The organism is Methanoregula sp., assembly GCF_002835825.1.
Lineage (GTDB): Archaea > Halobacteriota > Methanomicrobia > Methanomicrobiales > Methanospirillaceae > Methanoregula.
The window spans coordinates 1-2,846 of sequence record NZ_PIZH01000281.1; the positions used below are offsets into that span (position 1 = coordinate 1).

Here is a 2,846-nt window from a genome sequence, read left to right on the forward strand (position 1 = left end):
TCCTTGAGGAGTGCTGCATTGGCTTCGGCAAGGCTTGCCGGGAGCATCTCTACCTTCAGCCTCTTGCGGTCCTTTGCATTGAGGTGGTAGATGTTGGTGTTGGTCGATTCCGGCGGCATGATCTTGTTCTTGATGCCGTCCATACCCGCTGCGAGCATGCAGGCAAAGGTGAGGTACGGGTTGCACATCGGGTCGGGGCTGCGGAACTCGGCACGGGTGCTGTTGCCGCGGGCCGCGGGGACGCGGACAAGGGCAGAGCGGTTGGCTGCACTCCAGGCCAGGTAGCAGGGTGCTTCGTAGCCGGGGACGAGACGCTTGTAGGAGTTGATGGTCGGGTTTGCCACACGGGTGATTGCCTTTGCGTGCTTTAAGAGACCGCCAATATAGTAGAGGCAGGTGTCCGAGAGCTGCAGTTCGGCGTTTGGATCAAAGAACGCATTCTTGCCGTTCTTGGAGAGCGATCCGTGGGTGTGCATACCGCTGCCGTTGATGCCGGCAATCGGCTTTGCCATGAATGATGCATGGAGGCCGTACTGCAGGGCAATGGACTTGGTTGCAAACTTGAAGGTGATGACACGGTCCGCGGTGGTGAGTGCATCGCCGTACTTGAAGTCGATCTCGTGCTGGCTGTCGGCAACTTCGTGGTGGGAAGCTTCGATCTCAAAGCCCATCTCGCTCAGTGCAAGGACAACGTCCCGGCGGACATCTTCTGCCGAGTCCGTGGGGGCAAGGTCAAAGTAGGCCCCATGGTCTTCGAACTCGGTTGTGGGCTGACCGTCGTACATCCGGAACAGGAAGAACTCGAGTTCAGGTCCGGTGTTGAACGTGTAGCCCATCTTTGCGGCTTCGGCCATCGTCTTCCTGAGGATGTACCGGGGGTCCCCGTCAAAGGGCTTGTTGCCGTACGTCTGGACATCGCAGATGAACCGGGCAACCCTGCCTTCCTGGGGTCTCCACGGAAGAACGGCGTACGTGGCCGGGTCGGGCTTGAGGATCATGTCGGATTCTTCAATCCGGGCAAATCCTTCAATGGAAGACCCGTCGAACCAGATCCCTTCGGTGAGCGCTTTCTCAGCCTGGATAGCAGGAATGGATACGTTTTTTGGCATCCCCTGGATATCCGTGAACTGGAGGCGGATGAATTTTACCCCATCTGCCTCGATCTTCTTGAGCATTTTCGTTACGTCTGCTGACATACTGGAAGACATGTTCCACCCAATCACATTTATACCTATTGAACCAATGTTACTGCACAACTGAACGAATGTTCATATCGTAATGAACAGATGTTCAACAGTACTGGATCATTCTCCATTGTGATAATATGTGTGGTATTATTGGTGTAATTGACCGGCGTCGCCAGCCGATGGACGGCTCCAAGATCAAGGAGGCCCTGGCTTCCATGGACGAGCGGGGCAGTGGCGAGGGAGCAGGATATGTTGCATACGGAATTTATCCGGATTACAAGGAGTATTATGCACTCCATGTTTTTTTCGACAATATCCGGGAGAACAAGGCACCTCTTGACGACCTGCTCGAGAAATGGGGGACCATCGTCCACGACGAACAGATCAAGACCTACGAACAACCCGGCCTCCGCAAGGTCCACACCCCCTGGCGGTATTTCTTCCGGCCGGACCGGAGCCTCATGCCGAAAAGTACCACACCCGATGAGGATATCGTCACCTACCTTGTCATGAAGGTGAACAGCGAGAGAAACGGCGCCCTCATCTTCTCCTCCGGAAAGAACCTTGGCGTATTCAAGGCTGCCGGATGGCCCGAGGATGTTGCAGACTTTTACCGGATCCAGGACTACAAGGGCTACCTCTGGCTCGCCCATAACCGCTACCCCACGAACACGGCCGGCTGGTGGGGCGGGGCACATCCCTTCAACCTGCTCAACTGGAGCGTTGTCCACAACGGAGAGATCACCTCCTACGGTACCAACCGGCGGTACATCGAAAGTTACGGGTACAAGTGCACGATGTACACCGACACCGAAGTTGTCGCGTATCTCATCGACCTGCTCGTGCGGAAACACGGGCTCTCCGAGAAGATGGCAGTCAGGGCGCTCGCCCCCCCATTCTGGGAGGAGATCGACCAGATGCCGGAAAAAGAGCAGGAGCTCAACCGGGCCATCCGGCTCACATACGGCTCCGCCCTCATGAACGGCCCCTTTGCCATCTGCGTTGCAAATGAGCACTCGCTCGTGGGATTCACCGACCGGATCAAGCTCCGGCCCCTCGTCACCGGAGAGAGCGGCGACCGGCTCTTCATCTCGAGCGAGGAAGCGGCAATCCGGAGGATCGATCCGGAAGTCGGCAACATCACCATGCCCAAGGCCGGGGAGCCGATCATCGGGAAGGTGTACTCATGAGCATAGGGAGCACGCCCCTCAAGTTCCGGGTGAAGATCGATCCGGAACGCTGCATGAACTGCGGGCGCTGTCTCGAGAACTGCTCGTACGGTGTGTACCGGATGGAGGACGACAAGATCCGGATCAATTCCCGGAACTGCGTTGCCTGCCACCGCTGCATTGCATTCTGCCCGCGGGATGCGATCGAGATCGAAGAGAAACCTAATGATTACCGCAGCCACCCGGTCTGGACCCGCGACGTGCGGGAGTCGGTGTTCAACCAGGCAAAGACCGGAAAGATCATCCTCTCCGGCATGGGCAATGCCAAGCCGTACCCGGTCATCTTCGACCACCTGGTCCTGGATGCCTGCCAGGTGACGAACCCGAGCATCGATCCCCTCCGCGAACCCATGGAGCTCCGGACCGACATTGGCAAGAAACCCTCGTAGCCCAGCCCCAAGCAGAAGCCCAACGGACAGACCGAGCCCGG

Annotated in this window: 2 protein-coding genes and 1 pseudogene; 2 read left to right on the forward strand and 1 reads right to left on the reverse strand. The window is 57.6% G+C overall.

What is annotated here, in order from left to right:
- Positions 1-1,196: type I glutamate--ammonia ligase (gene glnA, locus CW742_RS09805; protein ID WP_292419784.1), on the reverse strand; the 1,196-nt coding region annotated here is incomplete at its 3' end.
- A gap of 128 nt (positions 1,197-1,324) precedes the next feature.
- On the opposite strand from glnA, the gene CW742_RS09810 reads away from it, so the two are divergent.
- Both CW742_RS09810 and CW742_RS09815 read left to right on the forward strand, forming a co-directional pair.
- Complete coding sequence (locus CW742_RS09810) at positions 1,325-2,377, forward strand: glutamine amidotransferase family protein (protein WP_292419785.1); 1,053 nt, start codon at positions 1,325-1,327, stop codon at positions 2,375-2,377.
- A pseudogene (locus tag CW742_RS09815) lies at positions 2,374-2,802 on the forward strand (4Fe-4S dicluster domain-containing protein); the annotation flags it as partial. The gene CW742_RS09810 and the pseudogene CW742_RS09815, both read left to right, overlap by 4 nt.
- Positions 2,803-2,846: the final 44 nt, after the last annotated feature.